The sequence below is a fragment of the Paraburkholderia sp. RL18-101-BIB-B genome (assembly GCF_046026985.1).
GTDB lineage: Bacteria > Pseudomonadota > Gammaproteobacteria > Burkholderiales > Burkholderiaceae > Paraburkholderia.
On the sequence record NZ_JARESV010000026.1, the window covers coordinates 1 to 23,847 of the forward strand.

20 protein-coding genes are annotated in these 23,847 nt (G+C 63.8%); 13 read left to right on the forward strand and 7 right to left on the reverse strand.

Annotated elements, in window-relative coordinates; all coding sequences use genetic code 11:
• From P0D73_RS29040 to P0D73_RS29050, 3 genes are all read right to left on the reverse strand, one after another.
• A partial coding sequence (locus P0D73_RS29040) for a lipocalin-like domain-containing protein (protein ID WP_408434058.1) occupies nt 1–1,032 on the reverse strand: 1,032 nt, incomplete at its 3' end.
• Between the two features lie 518 nt (nt 1,033–1,550).
• On the reverse strand, nt 1,551–4,124 hold the full coding sequence (locus P0D73_RS29045) for an FtsX-like permease family protein (RefSeq protein ID WP_408288505.1): 2,574 nt from the start codon (nt 4,122–4,124) through the stop codon (nt 1,551–1,553).
• Nucleotides 4,111–4,845 (reverse strand): ABC transporter ATP-binding protein, encoded by a 735-nt coding sequence (locus P0D73_RS29050; protein ID WP_342960590.1) that lies wholly within the window; start codon nt 4,843–4,845, stop codon nt 4,111–4,113. The genes P0D73_RS29045 and P0D73_RS29050 overlap by 14 nt, the downstream gene beginning before the upstream one ends.
• Before the next feature lie 697 nt (nt 4,846–5,542).
• Here P0D73_RS29050 and P0D73_RS29055 point away from each other — a divergent pair.
• The 6 genes from P0D73_RS29055 (at nt 5,543) to cysS (ending at nt 13,003) form a co-directional block, all read left to right on the forward strand.
• Nucleotides 5,543–7,099 (forward strand): NADH-quinone oxidoreductase subunit M, encoded by a 1,557-nt coding sequence (locus P0D73_RS29055; protein ID WP_408179118.1) that lies wholly within the window; start codon nt 5,543–5,545, stop codon nt 7,097–7,099.
• 370 nt (nt 7,100–7,469) lie between these two features.
• Nucleotides 7,470–8,369, forward strand: coding sequence for a ubiquinol oxidase subunit II (gene cyoA / locus P0D73_RS29060; RefSeq protein ID WP_132377057.1), 900 nt, complete (start codon nt 7,470–7,472; stop codon nt 8,367–8,369).
• Between the two features lie 3 nt (nt 8,370–8,372).
• Nucleotides 8,373–10,361 carry a cytochrome o ubiquinol oxidase subunit I gene (gene cyoB / locus P0D73_RS29065; RefSeq protein WP_408179120.1) on the forward strand — a complete coding sequence of 663 codons (1,989 nt, stop codon included), beginning with the start codon at nt 8,373–8,375 and terminating at the stop codon, nt 10,359–10,361.
• Nucleotides 10,361–10,966 (forward strand): cytochrome o ubiquinol oxidase subunit III, encoded by a 606-nt coding sequence (gene cyoC, locus P0D73_RS29070; RefSeq protein ID WP_408288519.1) that lies wholly within the window; start codon nt 10,361–10,363, stop codon nt 10,964–10,966. The genes cyoB and cyoC overlap by 1 nt, the downstream gene beginning before the upstream one ends.
• Nucleotides 10,967–11,299 carry a cytochrome o ubiquinol oxidase subunit IV gene (gene cyoD / locus P0D73_RS29075; protein ID WP_012426887.1) on the forward strand — a complete coding sequence of 111 codons (333 nt, stop codon included), beginning with the start codon at nt 10,967–10,969 and terminating at the stop codon, nt 11,297–11,299. It begins immediately after the preceding gene.
• Nucleotides 11,300–11,614: 315 nt separating this feature from the next.
• Nucleotides 11,615–13,003 carry a cysteine--tRNA ligase gene (gene cysS / locus P0D73_RS29080; RefSeq protein WP_408433931.1) on the forward strand — a complete coding sequence of 463 codons (1,389 nt, stop codon included), beginning with the start codon at nt 11,615–11,617 and terminating at the stop codon, nt 13,001–13,003.
• A gap of 121 nt (nt 13,004–13,124) precedes the next feature.
• Here the strand turns inward: cysS and P0D73_RS29085 are convergent, their stop codons facing one another.
• Nucleotides 13,125–13,373: a hypothetical protein gene (locus tag P0D73_RS29085; RefSeq protein ID WP_132377062.1), complete on the reverse strand. Its 249-nt coding sequence runs from the start codon at nt 13,371–13,373 to the stop codon at nt 13,125–13,127.
• A gap of 318 nt (nt 13,374–13,691) precedes the next feature.
• On the opposite strand from P0D73_RS29085, the gene P0D73_RS29090 reads away from it, so the two are divergent.
• Nucleotides 13,692–14,084, forward strand: a complete 393-nt coding sequence (locus P0D73_RS29090) for a carboxymuconolactone decarboxylase family protein (protein ID WP_054038650.1) — start codon at nt 13,692–13,694, stop codon at nt 14,082–14,084.
• A gap of 69 nt (nt 14,085–14,153) precedes the next feature.
• On the opposite strand, the gene P0D73_RS29095 is transcribed toward P0D73_RS29090, so the two are convergent.
• The 3 genes from P0D73_RS29095 to P0D73_RS29105 all read right to left on the reverse strand — a co-directional run bounded on the left by P0D73_RS29095 (nt 14,154) and on the right by P0D73_RS29105 (nt 18,352).
• Nucleotides 14,154–14,846: an HAD family hydrolase gene (locus P0D73_RS29095; RefSeq protein ID WP_408433934.1), complete on the reverse strand. Its 693-nt coding sequence runs from the start codon at nt 14,844–14,846 to the stop codon at nt 14,154–14,156.
• Between the two features lie 106 nt (nt 14,847–14,952).
• The gene (locus tag P0D73_RS29100; RefSeq protein ID WP_408433937.1) at nt 14,953–16,395 is read right to left on the reverse strand and encodes a cytochrome-c peroxidase; all 1,443 of its coding nucleotides are present in this window, start codon (nt 16,393–16,395) and stop codon (nt 14,953–14,955) included.
• Nucleotides 16,396–16,585: 190 nt separating this feature from the next.
• A complete protein-coding gene (locus tag P0D73_RS29105) occupies nt 16,586–18,352 on the reverse strand; it encodes a phospholipase C (RefSeq protein ID WP_408433940.1) in 1,767 nt (588 codons plus the stop codon).
• A 401-nt stretch (nt 18,353–18,753) separates the two neighbouring features.
• On the opposite strand from P0D73_RS29105, the gene P0D73_RS29110 reads away from it, so the two are divergent.
• The 6 genes from P0D73_RS29110 to P0D73_RS29135 all read left to right on the forward strand — a co-directional run bounded on the left by P0D73_RS29110 (nt 18,754) and on the right by P0D73_RS29135 (nt 23,765).
• Nucleotides 18,754–19,074 carry a hypothetical protein gene (locus P0D73_RS29110; protein ID WP_408179127.1) on the forward strand — a complete coding sequence of 107 codons (321 nt, stop codon included), beginning with the start codon at nt 18,754–18,756 and terminating at the stop codon, nt 19,072–19,074.
• Nucleotides 19,075–19,375: 301 nt separating this feature from the next.
• A complete protein-coding gene (locus P0D73_RS29115; RefSeq protein ID WP_408434061.1) occupies nt 19,376–19,978 on the forward strand; it encodes an RNA polymerase sigma factor in 603 nt (200 codons plus the stop codon).
• Nucleotides 19,975–20,403 (forward strand): hypothetical protein, encoded by a 429-nt coding sequence (locus P0D73_RS29120; protein ID WP_132377069.1) that lies wholly within the window; start codon nt 19,975–19,977, stop codon nt 20,401–20,403. Before P0D73_RS29115 ends, P0D73_RS29120 begins: the two co-directional genes overlap by 4 nt.
• Entirely contained in the window at nt 20,400–20,918 is a 519-nt protein-coding gene (locus P0D73_RS29125) for a periplasmic heavy metal sensor (protein ID WP_408288540.1), read from the forward strand. Before P0D73_RS29120 ends, P0D73_RS29125 begins: the two co-directional genes overlap by 4 nt.
• 73 nt (nt 20,919–20,991) lie before the next feature.
• A complete protein-coding gene (locus tag P0D73_RS29130; RefSeq protein ID WP_408433943.1) occupies nt 20,992–22,611 on the forward strand; it encodes a DUF1800 domain-containing protein in 1,620 nt (539 codons plus the stop codon).
• Nucleotides 22,612–22,616: 5 nt separating this feature from the next.
• Nucleotides 22,617–23,765 carry a DUF1501 domain-containing protein gene (locus P0D73_RS29135; RefSeq protein WP_408433946.1) on the forward strand — a complete coding sequence of 383 codons (1,149 nt, stop codon included), beginning with the start codon at nt 22,617–22,619 and terminating at the stop codon, nt 23,763–23,765.
• The last annotated feature ends 82 nt before the right edge of the window (nt 23,766–23,847 follow it).

The following is a 23,847-nucleotide window of genomic DNA, read 5'->3' on the forward strand; positions in this document are numbered from 1 at the left end:
CAATTCCAGATAGGCCCGTCCGACATCCACGCCTTCGCGGCTCACCCGCACCGCGCCTTCCCAGTACACCGCGCCTGTCGATTGCCGCGAATCGAGTTCTTGATCGTCCATCAGCGGATCGAGTTTCCACGTCAGCGTACCGGTTTTGACTGTCATCGAAACGGGATAGGACGTGTTCGTGCGCGGCGAGAGCCAAGTGCGAAGCGGCGTAAAGTCGACCTGATCGGGACCGAATGTCGTTACCTCGCCGTCGGGTTTGCGAAATGCCGCATGCGCCCACACGGCGTGTCCATCGTGACTTCGTACCTTGAATGCCATCAGCGCAGAGCCGTCGGTGAGATTGGCGCCCAGCCAATCCCATCCCACAGCATTGGCGTCGAGCAGCGTGCTCGACCACTCGTGATCGAGCCACGCCATCCCCGTTACGGCAGTCTCGCCATGCGACGGGCCGCCCGCGGCGACCGGCCGAACCACGCCACCAGTCACGCGCAATTGAGGCTCGCTGTAGTAATAACTCGCCTGCTCTGGCCGTGGACCTTTGCGTGAATAGCCGCGTTCGCCCTGAATCAAAGGTGCCTGCGTCGGCGTCAACTTGAGATGCAGCGAGAAGCCGGTCGCGTCGACAGTGACGTCGTAGTGACCGTCAGGTGCCCGGGTCATTTTCCACGCGTCGAGTTTGACGTCGGTGTTGGCCGGCTTCGCATAGGCGAGGCCAAAGCCCTGACGGCCAATGCGTTGATCGTGGGCAAGATGGCCGAGCGCGGGATCGCTTAACGCGGCATGGGCAATGATCAATTGCGAAGGCGCGAAAGCGCTTGGGTCAGCGGCATCATGGCCGGTTGCCGAGCGGAAGAATGTGATTTGAAAACCGAGCGGCTGATTGTCCGGCGTAGTGAGCCAACCCGTCGCGTACCACCACTCGGTGCGAAAAGCCGCGTGTGCGCCGCTGTCCTGCGGCAGGGCGATAGCGTGATCGGGCGTGACCGCCGCAAATTCAGGCGCCGCGGCGAACGCGGTCGACACAGTCAGCATCCAGATAGACAGCAAGCCGCGAATACGCAGACCTATGCGCCGATTAGCCACACGAGCGGACTTAGCCGGCGGCTCGCATGACAGCTCGCGCGTAATCGAGGTGTAGCCGGGCACAGTTCCGCTCGAAGCCACGCCCGTGATCTGCGGCGCATGTCGTTGCAGAGCGAAGCAATACCTGCTGCCAGAGGTCAGATCGAAGCACGATCTCATCCATGACAACTCGCGTGCGATCGATGCGTAGCCGAGCATACTCTCGCTCAAAACCGCGCTCATGATCCGCAACCCACGTCGTTGCAAAGCGGCGCAATACCCGCCGTTAGCGGCCAAATCGAAGCGCGACACCAATGACAGCTCACGCGCGATCAGTGTCCCTTGCCCCATGGTCCCGCCCAAACCCACGAGCGCCATCCGCAGCTCGCGCCGCCGCAAGACGAGCCAACTTCCGTCGCCAGCGAGTTCAAAGCGCGCCGCCCCCGCCCGCATAACCCCTCGTGCCAACTCGCGCGACAAAGCCCGCATCACCAATCCTCCTTCACGGCGCGCACCGCATCCACCGACACTGCGCCGCGTCCCGCGATCACCGCCGTCGAACACGACGAAGCGAGCATCACCAACGCGACGGTGGCGAGCGCCATCCACGGCACGTGCAGCGACATACTCCAATGAAATGACTGCGGATTGACGACGAACACCAGAATCAGACTGATCGCGAACCCGAGCACGAAGCCCATTGCAATGCCGCACGCGGTGAGCATGCCGCCTTCGAGCGCGAGGACGGCGAACACCTGCGAGCGCGTCACGCCGACGTGCCGCAGCATGCCGAACTCACGCGAGCGCGCGAGTGTCTGCGCGGAGAAGGTCGCCGCCACGCCGAACAAGCCGATCACGATAGCGACCGCTTCGAGAAGATAGGTGACCGCAAAGCTGCGATCGAAAATCACCAGCGTGCGCGCACGGATTTCACCTGGTAGCGACAAATCCAGCGATGCCCCGAAGGGCAGTGCGCGCAGCCCCGTGGCTACCTGCTCGACGCTCGTCCCCGGCTGAACGGTGACGGCCACATCGGTTGCACTCGTGTCGCGGGTCAAGCGCCGGTAATCGGCGAGCCGTATCTGAATGGCGCCGGTCTGCCGCACGTAATCGCGCCATACGCCGGCCACCACGAACATATGGTCGCGTTCACCAAGCGGCAATCGAACACGCTGACCCAATTTGTATCCATATAGATCGACCATTGCTTCGGATACCCAAACAGGTGTTTCACCTGCGTGAAGCTCAGCAGGCGACAGCACGGCTCCGGTCATCTGCAGATTCGCGCCCGGATCGGCCGCGTCGATCTCGCGCGCGAGCACAGCGATGTCAGGCCGCGCAGGGGCGAGCGTCAGATGCGAAGTGCGGGCAAATGCGGCTGTTCTGATGCCTGGCACGGCCGCGAGCCGGCTCTGTTCGTCCAACCGCAAACCGCCTGTGTCGCCGTTCGGCGCTACGCGGACATAGAGATCGGCGGAGAGCAGATGAACCAGCCAGTCTTCGACGGATACCCGGAAGCTCGCCACCATGATGGCCATCGCGACGATCAGCGCAAAGCTCGACAACACGCCGCCCATGGCGATCGACGCATGCCCCGGCGCGTTCGCCAGCCGCGCCAGCGCCAGCGTACCGGCTGCGCCGGCGCGGCTTCGCGCTGCGAAAGCACGGCTTGCCGCGCCGAAGATGAGCGCGGTTACGCGGGGCATCAGCGCAATCCCGCCGACCAGCAGCAATGCGACGGCCAGATAGCCGCCGATCGGCGCGTCGAACATCGGCGGCAACTGCGTGAGCACGGCAGCGGCCAGCAGGCATAGCAAGGCGGGCCACGGTGTGGCGAGCCGCGCCAACGCGCCTTCTTCGGCGCCTGCCTTGAGCGCCGTGGCGGGCCGGGCACGCGCCGCCTCCAGTGCAGGGGCGAGACTACCCAATACCGCCACGGCGAGCCCAAGCGTCAGAAACAACGCGGTCGCGAGCGGTTCGAAGCCGACTTGCGGTTGCACGCCGGGAAAGTAGCCGCCGCCCAGATCGCTGCCGAAAAAATGCAGGGCGCCGCTCGCCATCGCGTAGCCGAGCGCGAGCCCAGCGAGCGAGCCGAGCAGACCCAGCAATGCGCCCTCCATCAGGATCTGCCGCAGCAACTGACCACGCGTCAGCCCGAGCACACGCAGCATGGCGAACTGCGCGCGGCGTCGCACGACGCTCAGCGCCTGGGTCGAAAACACCAGAAACGCGCCGGTGAACAACGCCACCAGCGCGAGCACATTCATATTGATCCGATAGGCGCGGGAGAGACGATCGGTGCGGCTCTCGGCGTCACGCGTTTCGGCAATGACCCACTGGCTGCCGAGCCGCGCTTGCAGCTCGCGCCTGAAGCGCTCCCGGTCGACGCCGCGTTCGAGCTGCACGTCGACGCGCGACAGCTTGCCCACCTTGCCGAACTTCCACTGCGCCGCGGCGATATCCATGACGGCGAGCCGCTGACCCGGCCGTGTTCTCACGATGCCACCGGCCACGCGCAAACGCACGATCGAGGTGCCGCTGCGCAGCGCCACCTCGTCGCCCACTTTCACATTGAGCCATTGCTGGGCCGCCGTCGAGAGAAACACGGTGTCTGACGCGAGCGTATCGAACGGCCTATCCGGCGACGGCACGCCGATCAGGTCCGGCGCAATACGGCTTGCCTTGAACGCGTCGATGCCGAGCACCGGCAGTGCCGCGCTCCGGTCGGGCACAGTGACGTCGAGTGCGAGCACCGGACTGGCCAGCGCAACACCGGGTTCGTTGGCGAGCAGCGGATAGATGGTTTCGTCGACTGAAGGTTGCGCACCGCGTACCTGGAGATCGGCCTCGCCCGACAGACTGCGGGCCGCCGCGGAGAATTCATTGAACGCCGCGCTGTTGATCAACTGCACGGCGTAACCGAGCGCGACGCCCAGCGCGATCGTTGCGATTGCGACCAGGGCACGTCCGCGATGACTACGCCATTCGGCGCCCAGCAGCCAGCGCGCGAGAACTCGGTGTCCTCGCAAGCGCAGCAGAGGACGGGAATCAGCGGACATCATCGGCGGAAGGCGCGCGGGTACGGGAGCCGAAAGGCCCGGCTGCGCCGGGCGCAGCATGCAGGCCGCCGTCGCTCAGAATCAGGATGCGGTCGGCAACGGCCGCGGCGGCTTCCGAGTGCGTCACCATGATCGTGGCCGCGCCGGTTGCCTTGCTTTGCGCGCGGAACAGGCCGAGCACCTCGTGCGCGGTATCGGGATCGAGGTTGCCGGTGGGTTCGTCGGCGAGAAGCAGTTTCGGGCGATGCACGAGCGCTCGCGCAATCGCAACCCGCTGCAATTCGCCGCCCGAGAGTTGGCGCGGAAAATCGTCGCCGCGTCCGCCCAGCCCGACCGCCGCGAGCATGTCGAGCGCGGCTGCGGTGGGCAGTTCGTTGAGCAGCAACGGCAGCGCCACATTCTGCGCAAGCGTCAGATGCGGCAGCACGTGAAACGCCTGGAAGACAAAGCCGAGTTTCTGCCTGCGCAGGCGCGTCGCCGCGTTGTCGTCCAGACGCGAAACGGCGCTGCCGTCGATGATCACGTCGCCACTATCCGCGCTGTCGAGGCCGGCCACCAGATTGAGCAGCGTCGATTTGCCGACACCGGAATCGCCCATGATCGCGACGAACTCACCCGGTTCGAGTGTGAAGTCCAGTTGCGCCAGTACGATGCGGCCTGCGCCGTAGGTCTTGCTGAGCCCGCGGCACTCGAGCGCGGGAACGACGCCTTCGTCACGAAGCATGCGGTTTCCGAAAAGTGTGGCCGGTGAGGGCGGCGTCCGGGCAGGCGAAACGCAGACGAAAAAGCGGCGCACTCATGCACGAACATCGGCCGTGAATCGCCGAAGTATATTCGGCTTCCGTAAGGCACGCAGAAGCTTGGCGCACGTGATCGGGCCGGGCCGAAAAATGAACGGCTGATCAACTGCGCTCCCACTTTTGAGCGCCGCGCGCCGGATTATTTAGAGCGCGGGATCAAAAAAATTTTCTGCTCGCGGGTAAGCAAATTTTTCTCCGGACGCTCGAAATTCGCGCGCGCACCGCGTCATGCGTCGGCACGTTCTATCCCAGTTTGAATTGCGCGCCTGGGCATCCGTGCAAGAGTTCCTAACTGACTGCCAATTGCACGCTTTTTCGCGCAAAATTTGCCCCTGCGAAACCAGGTCGGTCAGTTTGTGCATCTGCACATTTTTATCCATTTCGCAAGGGCCGGCGCCGCAACAATACATTGCCAGTTGCTTTGCAGCGTTGTTGCGCTGCAAAAGTATTCTTATCTTGGTAATCTCCCACCCTTGGTCATTCGACTGCGGGTAAACGTGTAGCGGTCAACCCCGATTGCACGTCAATTTCAGCGAAATCCAGCCTACATATCCATTTCAATGCTTTCCATTTTGAAGGCGTTGATGTGGCGTTTTGTACTTAAAGTTTTCGATAGAGCACATGCCATTGCCTCTTCTTAGCCTTCTAATCTGGATCCCTATTATCGCCGGCGTGGTGGTTTTGCGTGCCGGATCCGACGCGGCACGTAGTCGCACCCGGTGGCTCGCGCTGATCGGCGCGATTGCGGGTTTCCTGCCGGTGATTCCGCTGGTGTCGAATTTCCGCAACGACGTCACGTCGATGCAGTTCGTCGAGAACGTGCGCTGGTCGCCCACGTTCGATATCGCCTGGCATGTGGGCGTGGACGGGATTTCGCTGTGGCTCGTCGCGCTGACCGCGCTCACCACGATCATCATCGTGGTCGCCTCGTGGGAGTCGATCACCGAGCGGACCGCGCAGTACTTCGGCGCGTTCCTGATGCTGTCGGGTTTCATGCAGGGCGTGTTCACATCGCTCGACGGCATGCTGTTCTTCATCTCGTTCGAGGCGACGCTGATTCCGCTGTATCTGTTGATCGGCACGTGGGGCCAGTCGAACCGCTCGTACGCCGCGGTGAAGTTCTTCTTCGTGTCGTTCCTCGGCTCGCTGATGATGCTGATGTCGATGCTGTATCTGTACAGCCAGACGCACAGCTTCGACCTCGCGCTGTGGCGTGAGACGCGCCTCGGCACGTGGCCGCAGGTTCTGATCTTCCTCGGTTTCCTCGCCGCCTTCGGCGTGAAGGTGCCGATGTGGCCGCTGCACACGTGGCTGCCGGACGTCCACCTCGACGGTCCGACGGGCGCCGCCGTGATGATCGGCATGCTGAAGCTGGGCGGCTATGGTCTGCTGCGTTTCGCCTTGCCGATCGCGCCGCAGGCCAGCCACTTCTTCGCGCCGATGATGATCACGCTCTCGCTGGTCGCGGTGATCTATGCAAGCCTGCTCGCGCTCGTGCAGACCGATATGCGCCGCCTGCTCGCGTATTCGACGGTCGCGCACATGGGCCTCGTCACGCTCGGCCTGTTTGTGTTCAACCGCATCGGCCAGGCCGGCGCGATCGTGCAGATGCTGTCGTACGGCGTGGTGTCGGGCGCGATGCTGCTGTGCACGGGCATGCTCTACGACCGCACCAAGACCGCGTCGATCGCCGAGTACGGCGGTGTGGCCAACACCATGCCGCGCTTCGCCGCTTTCGTGATGCTGTTTTCCATGGCCAACATCGGCTTGCCGGGCACTTCGGGTTTCGTCGGCGAATTCATGGTGTTGATGGGCGCGATCCGCTTCAACTTCTGGATCGGCGCGATGGCGGCCACCACGCTGATCCTGAGCGCGGCTTACACGCTGTGGATGTACAAGCGCGTGATCTTCGGCGCGATCGCCAACGCTCGTGTGGCGAACCTCAAGGATCTCGGCAAGCGCGAGTTCGTGCTGCTCGGCGCGATGGCGCTGCTGGTGCTCGCCATCGGCATCAATCCAAAACCGTTCACCGATGCGATCGATCCTTCGGTCGGCACGCTGCTGGCTCAATCGGAGCGCTCGGCGCATCCTTCGGACGGCGCGCCGGCTGATGGCGGAGAGCATCTGCAAGCCGCAGTGCCCGCACCGGCAGCCGCGACCACCCGCTCGCCAGGCTGATTGAACGAGCTGCGGCGCAGCCGCAGCATTCGCCTCGCGAATGTTGCCTCGTCAACGCGCTTTTTTCCTTATGGATCAAGTCTCTTTGCACGCATGACACGCGGCGTGGCCAGTTAGGCCGCGTCGCGTTTTCGCGCTTGTTTAAAGGGGTTTTCGCGTTTCGCCGGCATTTCAATACTCGGCAAGAGGGCACTGCAGACGCCCACCTGCGCGCAGCCATGCGGCAACGTGTCGCACGGTGCTGCGACGCAATAGATCGTTGCTAAATCGAGTGTTTATTACGGCCGAACGTCCCCCTATTATGCGAGCGCTTACTATTGGAGAGCGGTCGAATGACGTTCGTGGAAGACGTAAAGAAGAGGCAATGGATATGAAAGGAAAGACTCTACGAGGGTCGCTTAGTTTCCTTTCCGGCAGCCTCGTGTTGTTGCTCTCGGGTTGCAGCAACCTCGATATTCTGAATCCGAAGGGGAGTGTGGGTCTGGCGGAACGTGAGCTCATTGCCACGTCCACCTGGGCCATGCTGATCGTGGTCGTGCCGGTTATCGCGCTCACGCTGCTGTTCGCGTGGCGTTACCGCGCGTCGAACAGGAGCGCCGACTATCGTCCGGGCTGGGTGCATTCGACCGGTATCGAAATCGCCATCTGGACGATTCCGACGCTGATCATTCTGTTCCTCGCCGTGTTGACGTGGAAGACCACGCACGAACTCGATCCGTACAAGCCACTCGAGTCGCAGGTCAAGCCGATCAACGTCGAAGTCGTCGCGCTCGACTGGAAATGGCTGTTCATCTATCCGGACCTCGGCATTGCGTCGGTGAACCAGCTCGCGTTCCCAGTCGGCACGCCGGTGAACTTCACGATCACGTCGGACACGGTGATGAACTCGTTCTTCATCCCGCAACTCGGCGGCCAGATCTACGCGATGGCGGGCATGCAAACGCGCCTGCATCTGATCGCGGATGAAGCCGGCAACTACGCGGGCGCCTCGGCGAATTTCAGCGGCAAGGGCTTTTCGGACATGAAGTTCCGCGCGCTCGCCACTTCGCCTGAAGAGTTCAACGCATGGGTTGCGAAAGTGCGCGCTTCGTCGGACAACCTCAGCATGGACCGTTATCACACGGTATCCGCGCCGACCGAGAAGGAGCCGGTGCGCTACTTCTCGAGCGTCGATCCGAAGCTCTTTCACAACATCATTGCCCGATACAACAACGGTAACGTCCTCGACAACATGAAGGACGCCAACTGTGCGCCAAAGGGCAAGGGGTAACACATGTTCGGCAAACTCTCACTAGACTCGATTCCGTACCACGAGCCGATCATCATGGTCACGGCCGTGATGATCGCCCTCGGCGGTGCGACGGTCCTGGGTCTGATCACCTATTTCGGCAAGTGGCGCTATCTGTGGACCGAATGGCTCACGTCGGTGGACCACAAGAAGCTGGGCGTGATGTACATCGTCGTTGCGCTGATCATGCTGTTCCGCGGCTTCGCGGACGCGATCATGATGCGTCTGCAGCAGGCGCTCGCTTACGCGAACCCGGGCTACCTGCCGCCGCATCACTACGACCAGGTGTTTACGGCGCACGGCGTCATCATGATTTTCTTCATGGCGATGGCGTTCATGATCGGCCTGATGAACATCATCGTGCCGCTGCAAATTGGCGCACGCGACGTCGCGTTCCCGTTCATCAACTCGCTCTCCTTCTGGATGACGGCGGTCAGCGCGATCCTGATCAACATCTCGCTGGTGATCGGTGAATTCGCGCAGACCGGCTGGCTGGCTTATCCGCCGCTCTCCGAATTGCAGTTTAGTCCGGGTGTCGGGGTCGACTATTACCTGTGGAGCTTGCAGCTCTCCGGTATCGGCACCTTGCTGACTGGCGTGAACTTCTTCGCGACCATCGTGAAGATGCGCGCGCCGGGCATGACGTTCATGAAGATGCCGGTGTTCACGTGGACGGCGCTTTGCACCAACGTGCTGATCATGGCGTCGTTCCCGATCCTGACCGTGACGCTCGCGCTGCTGGGTCTGGACCGCTATCTCGGCATGCACTTCTTCACGAACGATGGCGGCGGTAACGCCATGATGTACCTGAACCTGATCTGGGCATGGGGTCACCCCGAGGTGTACATCCTGATCCTGCCGGCGTTCGGTATCTTCTCGGAAGTCGTGGCGACCTTCGCCAAGAAGCCGCTGTTCGGCTACAAGACGATGGTGTGGGCGACCTGCGCGATCATGGTGCTGTCGTTCCTCGTGTGGCTGCATCACTTCTTCACGATGGGTTCGGGCGCTGACGTCAATGCATTCTTCGGTATCGCCACGATGGTGATCGCGATTCCGACCGGCGTGAAGGTGTTCAACTGGCTGTTCACGATCTACAAGGGCCGCCTGACATTTACCCCGCCGATCCTGTGGACCATCGGGTTCATGATTACTTTCACGATCGGCGGCATGACCGGCGTGATGATGGCGATTCCGGGCGCGGACTTCGTGCTGCACAACAGCCTGTTCCTGATTGCTCACTTCCACAACGTGATCATCGGTGGCGTGCTGTTCGGTTATCTGGCCGGCTTCAACTACTGGTTCCCGAAGGCGTTCGGTTTCAAGCTGAACGAAAAGCTGGGCAAAGCATCGTTCTGGTTCTGGCAGATCGGTTTCTGGGTGGCATTCACGCCGCTGTACGTGCTGGGCTTTATGGGCATGACGCGCCGTATCAACCACTATGACAACCCGCTGTGGCACCCGTGGCTGATCCTGGCCGCAGGCGGTGCGGCGCTCATCGCTATCGGTATCGCGCTCCAGGTGGCGCAGATCATCGTCAGCATTCGCGATCGCAATCTGCCGCAAAATCGCGACGTCACGGGCGATCCGTGGGACGGCCACACGCTGGAATGGGCAATCAGCTCGCCGCCGCCGGTGTACAACTTCGCGATCATCCCGACGGTGCACAAGCTCGACGCGTTCTCCGACATGAAGTCGCGCAAGGGCACGCAAGCGAAGCCTGTGTATCGCGACATTCACATGCCGTCGAATACGTCCGCGGGTGTGATCGCCGGTGTGTTCTCACTGGTGCTCGGTTTCGCCGCAGTCTGGCACATCTGGTGGCTGGCAATCGTCGGCCTGGTCGGCGCGGTCGGCACCGTGATCGTCTACAGCTTCCAGAAGAACGAAGGCTATTACATCCCGGCCGCCACGGTCGCGGAGATTGAAGAGAAACGCTCCGGCGTTGGTGCGCAGGTCGCGTTGGAGGTGGATTGATGATAACCAGGACTATTGACGCCGGCTCGCATCACGACGCGGACCACGTACCATCGCAATCGGTGTTCGGCTTCTGGCTGTATCTGATGACCGACTGCATCATCTTCGCGGCGCTGTTCGCCGTGTTCGCGGTGATGGGCCATCAGTTCGCGGGCGGCCCGAGCGGCAAGGATCTGTTCGAGATTCCAGGCGTCGCGCTCGAAACGACGATGCTGCTCCTGAGCAGCATCACGTACGGCTTCGCGATGCTCGGCGCGCACAAGAAGAAGAAGGGCGTGCTGCTGTTCTGGCTCGGCGTGACCTTCCTGCTCGGTCTCGCATTTCTCGTGCTGGAACTGCGCGAGTTCTCGCACCTGATCGCCGAAGGCGCCGGCCCGAGCCGTAGCGCGTTCCTGTCGTCGTTCTTCACGCTGGTCGGCACGCACGGTCTGCACGTCACGTGCGGCCTGATCTGGATGGTGGTGCTCGCCATTCAGGTGATCAGCCATCGCGACCTGACCGAACGCGACATGATTCGCCTGACGTGCCTGAGCCTTTTCTGGCACTTTCTGGACGTCGTGTGGATCGGCGTCTTCACCTTTGTCTATCTCGCGAGCGTGATCTAAATGGACCATAGCCATAACGCCCACGCAGGTGAAAGTCACGGCAGCATCGGCAGCTATACGACGGGCTTCATTCTCTCCGTCGTTCTGACCGTCGCCGCTTTCGGCCTCGTCATGACCGGCACGTTGACGGGCGAGAACGCGTTGCTCGCGATCGCGGGCCTCGCGCTCGTGCAGATCGTCGTGCACCTGATTTTCTTCCTGCATCTGAATACGTCGTCGGAGCAGCGCTGGAATGTGATGGCATTTGCCTTCACGCTGCTGACCGCCGTCATCGTGATCGGCGGCACGTTGTGGGTCATGCACAACGTCAGCATGCACATGATGTCGCGCTAGACGAACGACCATTCGTTCGAAACGAAGCCCCGCAAGGCGAGAGTCTTGCGGGGCTTTTTTCGTGCGTCGACCGCAAGCGCGTGGCCTGCACTAAAGTGCGTCGGCGATTGACCGAACCGGCGAACCCGCGTTAGGATCGTTTCCATGACCGCTTCTAACCTTTCCCGTCCGCATTCTTTGCGCGCATGCTGTCACAGCCTGCCGAGGGGAGCTTGCGTCTAGCGTTCGATCTGCATACGTCCGCATCCCTGAGGCCACCCGTCACACGACCGGTGGCCTTTTTGCTTTTGCACACCCAGCGCCTGGAGACATGACATGCCGCTTCGCCTCTACGACACCTGGTCGCGCGTCGTGCGCGAATTCACGCCGATTCACGCGGATCAGGTCGGCCTGTATTGCTGCGGCCCGACGGTATACGACCACGCGCATATCGGCAATCTTCGGACCTATGTGTTCGAAGACGTGCTGCGGCGCGCGCTGGTGTTGAACGGATACAACGTGCGGCACGTGGTGAACATTACCGACGTCGGCCATCTGGTGTCCGATGCCGACGAAGGCGAAGACAAGATGGAGAAGGGCAGCCGGCGCACCGGCGAATCGGCGTGGGCGATTGCCGAGCGGTACACGGCGGCGTTCATGAACGACTGGCGCGCGCTCAACCTGCTGGAGCCCGCTCTCTGGTGCCGCGCGACGGATCACATTGCGGAGCAGATCGACTTCATCGTCGAGCTCGAGCACAACGGCTACACCTACCGCACGGCCGACGGCGTCTATTTCGACACCAGCAGGCAGGACGACTACGGCTATCTGGCGCGTCTCGATGTGGCGGGCCTGCAAGCGGGCAAGCGCGTTGCGCCCGGTGAGAAGCAGCGTGCGACCGACTTCGCGCTGTGGAAATTCAGTCCGTCCGGCGCCACGCGGCAAATGGAATGGGACAGTCCGTGGGGCCGCGGTTTTCCCGGCTGGCATATCGAGTGCTCGGCGATGTCGGCGAAGTATCTGAGCCCGTGGTTCGACATTCATTGCGGCGGCGAAGACCACATCCCCGTGCATCACAGCAACGAGATTGCGCAAACCCAGGCGCGCCACAGCACGCGCCTCGCCAACTTCTGGATGCACGGCCATTTTCTGTTGCTGGACGCCGGCAAGATGTCGAAGTCGGGCGGCGACTTCGTGCATTTGCAGACGCTGATCGAGCGCGGCAACGATCCGCTCGCGTATCGCTATTTATGCCTTAGCGCGCACTACCGCAGCAGCCTGCGCTTCAGTGAGGCCGCGCTGGATGCGGCACAAGCCGCGTTGGACCGCTTGCGTAGAACCTATGTGCAATGGCCGCAAGGCGGCACGCCGGACGCGCCGAGCGTGGCGCGCTTCAAGGCGGAGGTCGATCAGGATCTGAACTTGCCGCGCGCGCTCGCGGTGCTGTGGGACGTGGTCAGAAGCGATCTGCCGGCGGCGACGCGAAGGGCTACCGTCGATCGCTTCGATACGGTGCTGGGATTGCGCCTCGCCGACTGGCAAGAAGATGATGCGGCCGAGATTCCGGCGGATATTGCGTCGCTCGCTAACGAACGCGCGCAAGCACGCGCCGCGAAGCAATGGACCGAAGCAGACCGTTTGCGTGACGCGTTGGCGGCGGCAGGCTGGCTGGTGGAAGACAGCGCAAGCGGCCCCGTGCTGCGGCAACACGACAAGGAGCAGTAGCGCGAAAGACGGAGTAGCGCGAAAGACGGACAGACGGCGTGGCGGTAGCGTTCAGGCTTGCGCAACCGCCACGCCGTGGCGCGGACAAGCCGCACCGTTTACATCGGGCCTTGCCGGCACACTATAGCGGCACCACCTTCGGTTCCGAGTGCGAAGGCAGTTTGTCGAACGGGAAGTACACCGGTCCACAACCGAGATGAACCGGCGGAAATGCATCCCAGCCGCGTCGAATGAGCGCGGGCTGTTCCGCGCCGCCACAACCGGAAGGCGCTTCACGTGTCAGGTAGGCAATGCCGCCGCGAATCGATAGCGATGCCGTGCGGTCGAGTTCGTCGATGCGGGCCAGGTCTTTGAGGACGAGGTTTTTCATGGTGGATCTCCTGCGGAGTGAGTGAATCAAGGTGGATCGAGGAGAGCGGAGAAATGCCGCACTCATGCCTGTTGATTGCACACACCATGCCATCGGCGGCAAAGCGCCGTGCCGCGTGCTTCTCCGGCGTTTCCCGAGCAACTGTGATGGAGATCGGCCAACTGGCTGCAAGGCGATGTCGGCAATTCGCCGACATGCGTCCGCGTGTCATGCAGTCATGAAGCTCGCTGAAAATCACGTCACAATAGACCGCTACCGTGAACCGTGCGCATGGAGCGCAGGGTTCGTTGAATCTCGTCAGCAAGGAAAGGAGAACGCATGAGCCAGCTCAAAGCCATCGAATATTCCGCGGCGTCGCCGGAAGTCAAAGCCGTGTACGACGATATCAAGCAGACCCGTCAGGTCGACGACGTCAACAACTTCTGGAAGTACATCGCCCAGCATCCGCCGACCCTCGCGCGCACATGGGACAGTCTGAAGGACGTGATGGCGCCCGGCGCGCTCGATCCGCTCATCAAGGAACTGCTCTACGTCGCGGTGAGCGTGACGAACAATTGCGGCTACTGCGTGGCGAGTCACACGGCGGCAGCGCGCCGCGCCGGCATGACCGACGAGATGTTCGGCGAACTGCTCGCGGTCGTGGGCATGGCCAACGAGACGAATCGGCTGGCAGTGGGATACCGCGTGCCGATCGATCCGGCCTTCGAATAAGCGCTGTAGCGGGCGTGGCAGTCCGCGCGGTGTTCTGCGCCGTCGACAATGCGATATTCAGCGCCGTAGTCAGTGCGATACGTCGCGCCATCCCGCCAGCAAGGCGGGCAACGCGCCCATGTCCCTGAACACATGTGTGGCACCCGCGCCATGCAAGGCAGTCGCGCTGCTATGGCCGAGTTCGATCGGGCAGTAGCCGAACACGGTGGCGCCCGCGGCAACGCCCGCGGTCGCGCCTGTCACCGTGTCTTCGATCACCGCGCAACGGCGCGGATCCACACCGAGCGCCGCGGCCGCGGCCAGGTAGACGTCGGGAAAGGGTTTGCTGCGGGGCATTTCGTGGCCGCTGAAGATGCGTCCTTCGAAGCAGTCGAGAATCCCTGCCTTGGCCAGTTGCATCTCCACCTTGATGCGATCCGCGCCCGACGCGACCGCGATGCGCCCATTCAGCGCCGCATGAAGCGCGCGCACCGCATCCGGCGCGCCGGGAATCGCAACGAGTTCGAGGTCCAGCGCCGCATTGCGCCGCTCGCGAAACTGCATGAGCCAGTCTGTCGTGATCGCGACGCCGGTGCGCGCTTCGATCAGCGCGGCTTCGTCCCGGACGGCTTTGCCCACGAAAATGCGCATCGTCTCTTCGACGCTCAAGTGCCAGCCCAGCTCGCCGAGCATCTCGGTGAGCACGCGGTTGGTGATGGGTTCGGAGTCGACGAGTACGCCGTCGCAGTCAAAGAGTACGGCGTCGAAGGGGAAATCGGCCATCGGGCAGGGTACGGATAAAGTTCGCGGAACCGGCAAGGATACCTCACCGGCTCGCTCCCCGCAGTGCAAGGGCCGCGTGAGCGGCCTTTGCACCTGGCTCGCAACGTTACTCCTTGTACCCGTCGCTCAGCGTCTTCATGAACGCGATGATGTCCTGAATATCCTGATCGCTCATCGCCGGTTGATCGCCGAACTTACGATCGAACGGTGCGTCGGCCACGTCCACGTTGGCATGGTACTGAGCCGGCAGATCGTTGTACTTCTGCACCTTGCCCGACGCATCGCGCGGATAGATTTTCTCCGGCGACGTATTGCGCAGGTTGTAAAAGTCCATCACCTGCTTCAGATCGTGATACACGCCGTTATGGAAAAACACCTTGCGTTCAGCCGCATTGCGCAGCGTCGGCGTGAGGAACATGCCGCAATACTGCGTCTGTCTGGCGAGGTCGTCGCGGAACGGTCCGCACACGCCCATATCGAAGAACTTCGGATCCTTGTTGACCGGAATCGCCGGGTTGCGCGGCACGCCGAGCGCTTCGTATTGCGTGTCGGTGAACACCGGCGGCAAGCCGTCCTTGCTCGGCTGGCTCAAATGGCAGCCGGCGCAGTTCGCCTTGTCCTTGTCGTTGAACAACTGCAAGCCGTGCAGCTCGGCATGCGTCAAACGCGCCTTGCCTTCGAGCCAGTAGTCATACTTGCTGCTGAAAGCATGGAACGACGGATCCTCGATCTGATATCGCCCGACGGCGAACATCGCCTCGGAAATCAACAGGCTCGGATTGGTGACGATGCCGGGTCCGAAGATCTGCTTGAATTGATCCAGGTACTTGGTCGCCAGCAGCTTGTGAGCGACATCCTGCGGTGTTGCGTTGGCCATTTCCACCGGATTGGTCAGCGGTCCGAGGGCCTGGTCCTGCAAAGTATCGACACGGCCGTCCCAGAACAATCCGCCTTGCGGCACCATTGCCGGAGCGGCGGGCGCGGCGAGCGCCGTCTTTTGCGCGCGCTGCACGCCGGCAGCTTGCGTCGCCAGTTGCGTCATATCCACCGGCACGTCGGTGTCGCCCTGATCCGGGCCGATGCTGAACGGCGCCTGACGGTACAGATACGTGAGCGAAGGCGGCGGACGATAACCCGCCTGGTTCATATGCGCGCCGCCGAGTTGCACCGGGAACGCGTTGTCCGGCCCATACGAATGCTGCGGCGAGTGACACGACGCACACGACTGGGTGCCCGACGCCGACAAACTCTGGTCGAAGAAAATCTGTTTGCCGAGCAGCGCCACCGCGCTCAGCGGCGCGCTCGGCGGACGCAGCAACGTGACCGGATGCGGATTCGCGCCGGTGATTTCCTCGACGATCTCGCCGACCGCGGACGGCGTGCGCTCCGGGTACACGAGCGCGTACGCGCAGTAGACGATGAACGCGAGCACGATACCGGCCGCGCTCCACGCGAGCAGCCTGAGCCACGAGCGGCGGGTAATCACGGGGCCGGGCTCGCCGCCGGCCGGCAGATGCGAAGGCAGGGCGGCGTCTGAAGGAGGGTTCATGACGGTGATGACAGCTAGTTCGACAAAAAGCAAAATCGAGCCAGCACGTTTGCACTGGCTCGACGCCCAACTACGGCTTATGGTGCGTGACGCTTTTCACGACACGCTGCCGCGCGGCGTGAGGCACGCATGGGGCACGTGCATCACTCACCGGCAAGCGGAAGAGGAAAGCGCTCGGCACGTTCGCGGATCAGCTCGCCGGCGCGGCTGCCAGCTTCGTACCCAGGCTCTGATCCAGGAACAGCGTCGGATTGTTGCCGGAACCCGAGAAGTTGAACATGTTCATGATGCTGCCCGCCGTCGCGTCGAACGAACCACCGCCCAGGCGTTGCCCGCCCAGCCAGTTGTCTTCGATGAAGCGCACCACGGAGGCCTGGGTGATCGGCGTATCGTCGACGAAGTTGACCTTCGCCCACGGCGACACCACGATAAACGGCGTACGCGTACCCGGGCCGCAACGGCCGTTCACCGCGCCGCCGTTCACGCCTTGCGGCTGCACCGCGCCCGCTGCCGTGCACTGACCCACGCCGCTCAGGTTGTCGCTGCCCGCCACCGTCTTGCCGCCCGCGGATTGCGGCGTGGTCGAATCGAACGATGCGCTCGTCGGCGCCTTGAAGCGGTGGTCGTACCAGCCGTCCGAATCGTCGTAGGCGATGATCACGGCGGTGTTCTTCCAGTCAGGCTGCTGTTGCAGGAAGTTGATCACCTTCGTGACGAACGCCTGTTCGTCGATCGGATCCGAATTGCCCGGGTGGCCGTCGCTGATCGCCGGCGCCTTCAGGAAGTTGACGGACGGATAGTTGCCCGCCTTCACCGCGGCGAAGAAGTCGTCGGTGTCGTACTGGTGGTGCACCGGCGTTGCCGTGTTGTCGAGCGGATCGGTCGCGCCGATCAGCGCCGTCGACGTCGGACGCGTATGCGCCAGGTTGGCCGTGCTCGCGTAATACTGGAACCACGCGTGATGCTGTACGTAGTCGGCCTTGGTCGCGTTCAGCACTTGCGAGAAGGTCGAGCGCGCGCAGCCGACCGTGCCGTTCGGGTTGACGGTCTGCAGATTGAAGCCGCCCATGAAACCGCCCCACGTCAGGCCCTTCGCGTTGAGCAGGTCGCCGATGTTCTTGTTCTTCGACGACATCACCGCCGTCGGCGGGCTGTTCGCCGCGATCGTGCAGACGTCGCCGGTCGGGTCGAGGTCGCCGATCATCGTGAAGCCGCCCGTGGAGTCCGGAATCGCGTTGGGCGAGGTGCCGCCCGTGACGACCGCGCCGTTGTTCTGGCCGGAGACCACTTCGATCGCGCCCGGCGTCGACGGACCGTACGTGTCCGTGTACGCGTTCTCGTTCATCGCGAAGTTCTGCGCGTAGTTCCACATGGCCGTGACCGTGTTGCCGTCGAAGTAGCCGAGCACCTGGCCCTTCGTGGCGAACGCGCCGGTGCTGCCGGCGATCGTCGAGGTGGCGGCCGTAAACAGCGGGAACGCGTCCATCGCGCCGTTGTCATAGGCGAGCTCTTCGGCCGCGTAGGCGTGGTTCTGGCTCGACGTATTGGCTTGCGAACGGTCCAGGCGGAACGGCACCAGATCGGTTGCCGGCAGGCCCAGGCCCGCGATCGCCACGCTGCCGACCGTGCGGCCCGCCGTGTTCGGCGAGGTGGCCAGGGCGTTCGGGTTGACCGCGATCAGGTTGTTGCTGATGAGGTTGTTGACCGTCGGCGTGCCCGCGGCTGCCACGAATTGCGGCTCGCCGGTCGGGTTGGCTGCGCTCGGGTAGGTCCCGAAGTAGTGGTCGAACGAAACGTTCTCGCCGAAAATCACCACGACGTGCTTGATCGGCGTGGCCGTGGCCACGGCGTCCTGAGCCGATACCACCGGTGCGGGCGTGTTCACGTTGTTGTTCCCGCAAGCTGCGAGCGCAAGCAGCGCCGCGAACGGGATGGGTAGGAGGGTTCTACGGAACATTTGACAGGGCTCCAGATTCGACTTCGCCGTTCAGCGTTTCCATCGGAATACGTGTGGATGATCGCTGGGGATATCGCTAGAAATACAGCTAGTGCTAGTGGTCTTGCCGCGACGAACTGCGCGCATTGGACCATTCGATAATTAAGATTTCGAGGCGCGAACCTTACCGAAGCCCTCGGTTTTTATTTATTTGCGTAACCTTTCCTGTCGTTCCGCTGACGCAGCGTGGGCGCGCGGCAATGGCTGCGACCCTGCGCCTCGCGTTACATCGCGGTTTTTCCCGCATCCTTCTTTCCTTTTGAATTTTTCACACGCCCGTGGCGACGGATTTTTTCCGCTGCTGCGTTCAACAGGAAACGGCGCCGCTTTTTCCGGCTTCGGCTCTTATGGGAGAAACCAACATGACATCGACCAAACCGCTTCGCTTGCTCACCTCCATGCTGGCTGCCGCGCTGACCTGCGCCGCCACGCTGACCGCCGCGCCGGCCTTCGCGCAGGCGGTGATCGTCGCGCCGATGGCGCCGCCGCCGCCGCGCGTCGAAGTGATGCCGGCGCCGCGTGCCGGTTACGCATGGGATCCCGGCCACTGGCGTTGGGCCGAAGGCCGTTATGTCTGGGTGGGCGGCCACTGGCAGGCGGTGCGCGTCGGGCATCGCTGGGTGCCGGGGCACTGGGTGGCGCGTGGCCCCAACTGGCGCTGGGTGGAAGGCCATTGGGCATGACCGGGAAGCGCTGCGACGCTCGACGTTGTTCGGCGCGCCGCGTCCCCCAACCAGGCAGACTGCTATGAAAACGTTCGTGATGATTCTGCTGGCGGCCATGCTCGCCGGCTGTGTGGTGTACCCGGCGCGGCCGGCCTACTATCGGCCGGCGGTCGTCGTATATTGATTGCGGTTGTGCATGGCAAGGCGTGCTGTCTTCTGTCCCGCGCTCACCGTTCGAACCGGTGCGCGTGCAACCATCCGTGAGAGGTGCAGCCAGCATGAGAGGCATCAGAAGGCGTGACGTTCGTCCCACGGCGCGATCCATGCGGTGCGACGCACTCGCGCTCAGGAGCGTCATGCCTTGAGCGAACGCGACCCCGACGCGGAACTGCTCGAACAGGTCGGCCGGCAAGATCCGGCCGCCGTCCGCTCGCTCGTCTCGCGCAAGCTGCCGCGTCTGCTCGCGCTCGCCACTCGCATGCTGGGCGACCGCATGGAAGCGGAAGACGTGGCGCAGGAGGTGTTCGTGCGCATCTGGAAACAGGCGTCGCGCTGGCGGGAAGGCGAGGCGAAGTTCGACACGTGGGTCCATCGCGTTGCGCTCAATCTCTGCTATGACCGGCTGCGCGGCCGGCGCGAGGAAACCCGCGAAGAGATGCCCGACGAGGTCGATCCCGCGCCGCTGCCTGAGGCCGGACTCGAAGCGCGCGCCGAGGACCAGCGGGTCCGCGATGCACTCGCCGCGTTGCCGGCACGCCAGCGCGAGGCGTTGGTACTCAACTACTACCAGGAAATGTCGAACATCGACGCCGCAGCCCTGATGGGCATCAGCGTCGATGCGTTGGAAAGTCTGCTGGCACGCGCGCGCCGCAATCTGCGCGCTCAACTGGCCGGCAGCGGCCTTAGCAAGGACAAGTCATGACGCCCGAAAGATTTCAGCAGATCGTCGAGGCCTACGGCGCCGAGCCGCGCCGCTGGCCGCAACAGGACCGCGCGGCGGCGCAGGCGTGGGCGCAGTCGCATCGCGCCGAAGCCGATGCGCTGCTGGCGGAGGCGGCCGGCGTCGATGCGTGGCTTGCCGCCGACAAGGTCGAGCCGCCGGACGCGGCCCTGCTCGAGCGCGTGCTCGACAGCGCGCCGGTGCGACAGCCGGCGGCGCCGCGGCGGCGCCTGTGGTGGTCGGGCGCGGCGGTCGCGGGCGTCGGACTGCTGGGCGGCGTGGCCGGCGCTTTCGCCGTGTCGTTCTTCGTGCTGACGGGAACGGGGCCGCAGGCGTCGCAAGCGCATGAGTCGTCTTATTTAACTTCGAGCTTCGGTGGTTCGTCCGCCGATTGGAGCGACGAATGAACGGCCGGTCGTGGAAAATCGTGCTAGTGGCCTCGCTGGTGCTGAATGTGTTTCTGGTGGGCGCGATCGTCGGTGGTGCGTATCAATGGTTCACCGCGCGTGGCGCCACGGCGCCCGTGCTGGCGCAACAGCGCGCGCTTCGCTTCGCCGCCGAAACGCTTTCGGCCGAGCGCCAGAAGGCCTTTGTCGACGGCCTGAAAGACGCGCGCCGCGACGGCCGGCAATATGCCCGCGAAGGCCGCGAAGGGCGTCGCGAAGTGTTGCGTCTGCTGGCGGCGCCGCAGTTCGATCGCGCCGCGCTCGACGCCGCGCTCACGCGTACGCGCGAAGCCGACAGCCATCTGCGCGCGCAAGTGGAAGGCAGTGTGGCCGACTTCGCGGCGAGCTTGTCGCCCGAGGAGCGGGTTCAATTCGCCGACAGCCTGAAAGTGCGCGGGCAATGGCGTGAACCTGCGCCGGCGGCGAATGCGAAGAAACCGGCGAATCAGGCATCGAGCGAATCTTCGGGCGATTAAAAAAACCGCGGCGGCCGCGACGGATTTTCGCGTGGCGGCCGTTCAAGGAATATCCACAGCCGAAGAGGATGGTATGGCCAACTCACCGAACCTGAACACCGCGGCGATTGCGCTGAACCGCTTCGGCCTGGGCGCGCGTGCCGACGACACGCCGCCCGCCGACCCCAAGGCCTGGCTGCTCGCCCAGTTCGAACAGTACCAGGCGCGGCCGGCCGCGTGGGCGAACCGGCCCGACTCGGTGGCGCTCTCGACCGAACTGGTGCAGCAGCGCATGCAGTTCAATCAGCAGGCTCGCCAGAATGCGGGCGAGGGCGCGGCGACTCGCTCCGCGAACGCGCAGAACATGGCGAGACCTGATGGACAAACCGGTGCGCATGCAGCGAACGCGCAAGACATGACAAAGCCGGGTGGCCAAACCAGCGCGCAGGCGAACGCACAAGCAAACGCGCAGGCCGACACGCTAAGTCCGGCGCAAGCGAACGCGCAATCTGCCAGGCAAGCCGAACGAAAAGCGCTTCGCGGTGAAATACTCGACATGTACCGCTCGTCGGTGAATGCGCGGGTCACGAGTGCATTGACCACGCAGACGCCGTTCGTCGAACGGCTGGTGCATTTCTGGGCCAACCACTTCGCGGTCTCCACCGAAAAGCCCGGCGTCGCGGCGCTGGCCGGTTCGTTCGAGGCCGAGGCGATTCGCCCGCACGTGCTGGGCCGCTTTGAAGACATGCTGGTGGCCGTCGAGCGTCATCCGGCCATGCAACTGTTTCTCGATCAGACGCGCTCGGTGGGACCGGACAGCATGGCGGCCATGCGTGCCGCGCAGCGAAACCCGGAGCGCAAGCGCGGCCTGAACGAAAACCTCGCGCGCGAAATCATGGAACTGCATACGCTCGGCGTGCGCAGCGGCTATAGCCAGGACGACGTCACCGAATTCGCCCGCGCGCTGACCGGCTGGAGCGTCGCGGGCAATCCGGCCAACGCCGGCAATGCGGGCAACGCGGGCCGGCTGGCCATGCAGCAGAACGCCGCGCCGGGCACCTTCGTATTTCGCGCCGCACTGCACGAGCCCGGTTCGCGGATCATCATGGGACGCCGTTACGACCAGGCGGGCGAAGAGCAGGCGCTCGCGATCCTGCATGACCTCGCAAGCGCACGGGCGACCGCGCAGCATATCGGCGGCAAGCTGGCCCGTCATTTCGTCGCCGATAATCCGCCGCCCGGCGTGAGCGAACATCTGGCCAGCGCGTTCGAGCGCAGCGGCGGCGATCTGCCGACCGTCTATCGCGCGTTGATCGACATGCCGCTAGCGTGGTCGCCCACCGCCGTGAAGTTCAAGACGCCGTGGGAGTGGACCATTTCGTCGATGCGTGGGCTCGGCTGGCAGGACCTCGGCAAGCTGCAGGCGGCGCCCATTCTCACGCAGCTCGGCCAGCCGGTGTGGCGCCCCGGCTCGCCCGCCGGTTACGACGACATCGCCGCGAGCTGGGCTGCGCCCGACGCGCTCGTGCGCCGGGTCGAAGTGGCGCAGCGTTTCGCGTCGCAAGTCGGCGACCGGCTCGATGCGCGCGCACTCGGCCAGGCCCTGCTCGCCGGTTCGCTCAGTGCGCCGACGGCCACAGCGGTATCGCGCGCCGAAAGCGCATCCACGGCGATCGCGCTGTTGCTGGTCTCGCCGGATTTTCAACGGAGATGAATGCCATGCTGTCACGCCGCAAGTTTCTGAGCGTCGCCGCTGCCGGCGCGGGCGCGATGCTCGTGTCGCCGCAGATCGCGTTCGCGAGCGTCGCCACCGAGAGCCGTTTCGTGTTCGTGATCCAGCGCGGCGCCGCCGATGGTCTGAACATCGTCGTGCCCTACGCCGAACCCGCCTACGCGACATTGCGCGGCGCGCTCGCCATCGACACCGCGAACGCGCCACGCCTGAACGGCACCTTCGCGCTGCATCCCGCGATGGGGCAGACCGCCGCGATGTACGCGAACCATCAGGCGCTGTTCGTGCACGCGGTGGCGTCGCCATATCGCGACCGTTCGCACTTTGACGGACAGAACGTGCTCGAGACCGGCGGCACGTCGCCGTATCAGATGAAAGACGGCTGGCTGAACCGGCTCGTCGCGCAGTTGCCCGCCACGCGCGAGAACGCGATCGCGTTCGCGCCGACTGTGCCGATGGCGTTGCGCGGCCCAGCGGCGGTGACGTCGTATGCGCCCTCGGCGTTGCCGCAAGCCCCCGACGATCTGCTCACGCGGGTCTCGCAACTCTACGACCAAGACGCGCAGTTGCGCCCGCTGTGGGAGTCGGCGATGACCGCGCGCGGCCTGGCCGGCGACGCCAGCGCGCGCCAGGATCCGGCGAGTCTCGGCAAGCTCGCCGCCAGTTTCCTGTCGCGCGAGAACGGTCCACGGATCGCGATGATCGAAACCGGCGGCTGGGATACGCACAGCGCGCAGAACGCGCGTCTCGCCAATCAGTTGAAGGCGCTCGACACGATGCTGGCGTCGTTGCGCGATGGCATGGGCCCGTTGTGGAGCAAGACCACCGTGCTGGTCGCGACGGAGTTCGGCAGAACCGCCGCCGCCAACGGCACGGGCGGCACCGATCACGGTACGGGTTCGGTGGCGATGGTGCTGGGCGGCTCGGTGCAGGGCGGACGCGTGATCGCCGACTGGCCAGGCCTTGCGCCGCACAATCTTTACGAAGCACGCGACCTCAAGCCGACCACCTCGCTCGATGCGTTGATCGCCGGCATCGCGAGCGAAAGCCTCGGGCTCGATCCGCAACGCACGGCGTCCGCGCTGTTCGGCCAGACGCCGGCGGGGCGGCCGCTGAGCGGCATCGTGCGTGCGTAACGGCGGTCGCCGCGAAAGAGTGCGCCTTCATCCACGTCGTCAACCAAAGAGCCGGTAAGGGAACCGGCTTAAATCAAATGAA